Genomic DNA, 1,271 nt, shown 5'->3' on the forward strand with positions numbered 1-1,271 from the left:
AACAGAGTTAACACGTGGCTTTGAAGTAATAGCAGACAAGATAGCTCAAACAGCTTCAATGGTTCAAGATGTAAGTAATGCCAACCGTGAACAGATGCAAGGTATCGGTCAAATCAATACGGCTGTTACACAACTAGACCAAATGACTCAAGAGAATGCAAAAGTTGCAGCTCAGGCAGACTCTATTGCAAACGCTACTATCTCTAAAGCTGAAGCTATGGTTCAAGATGCACAATCAAAAGAGTTTGTGGGTAAGAATAATATAAGAGCGAAAGAGAGCCACACTAGAGCAAGTCAGAGTGTTCAAGCCGCTAAACCGGTTGTAGTAGCCAAAGGAAAATATGCCTCAAACGCTATTGCTAAAAACAGCTCTAAACATGAGAGCGATGTTTGGGAGAATTTTTAACAAAAACACAAGCAAGGTTTTAACCTTGCTAAAACAGACGAGGATGAATCCTCGTTTCCGAAGAGAAGAAAACGGAAGCAAGGTTTTAACCTTGCCTACCTCACTTAAAACCACAACCCTCGATCATTTTATACTAGCACACAAAAATAGATAAAAGAACATTGAACAATTGAAAACTCCCTGCACTATGTAAAAGATGCCCAACAACGGATGAATTTTATTTTGAGATACAAAAAAGTTACATATTTAAGTTTTGTTTTAACGTATTTTCATTTTATGACACATTTAAGACAAAAAAGGTGTATAATTATCACAATACATAGAGTTTTAAACCGTTATAAAAATTGTGATAAATTATAAAAATAGGATGGAAATGTGATGTTTATGTTTGGAAATAAAAAAAATCGTTCTGATGAACAGATAGCAAATTTGCAAAAAGAGTTGGAATCGTTAAGATCTCTTTATGATTCTGCCAGTAGAGAGAATGAAGATTTAAAAGAGCAAATGAAAGATGTTAAAAATATTGTCGAAGACAATAAGCTAAAAAAAGCACTTACTGAAAATCTCTCTACCGGATGTATAAAAAATATTTCAAAAATTCAAGAAAGCTTGCAAAGCAATATCAAATTTTTGGAAGATATAGGCAGCTTAACGGTTGATAATGAAAATTTTATGCTTGATATAAGAGGCAATGCTAACTCTATTTTTAACACTGATTCAATTATTCAAATGGCAAACGAGCTAAGACATACCGCCGAAAATTTAAACGGAAGCGTAAGCGCGATATCTGAGGTTATAAATCTAATAAAAGATATATCGGATCAAACAAATCTGCTTGCATTAAATGCGGCGATCGAGGCGGCTC

General features: G+C 34.5%; 1 protein-coding gene and 1 pseudogene. Both read left to right on the forward strand.

Annotated elements, in window-relative coordinates:
• A pseudogene (locus A2530_RS02945) lies at nucleotides 1-406 on the forward strand (hypothetical protein); the annotation flags it as partial.
• Between the two features lie 384 nt (nucleotides 407-790).
• A partial coding sequence (locus A2530_RS02950; protein WP_294891422.1) for a methyl-accepting chemotaxis protein occupies nucleotides 791-1,271 on the forward strand: 481 nt, incomplete at its 3' end.

The organism is Sulfurimonas sp. RIFOXYD2_FULL_34_21 (assembly GCF_001830805.1).
Lineage (GTDB): Bacteria > Campylobacterota > Campylobacteria > Campylobacterales > Sulfurimonadaceae > Sulfurimonas.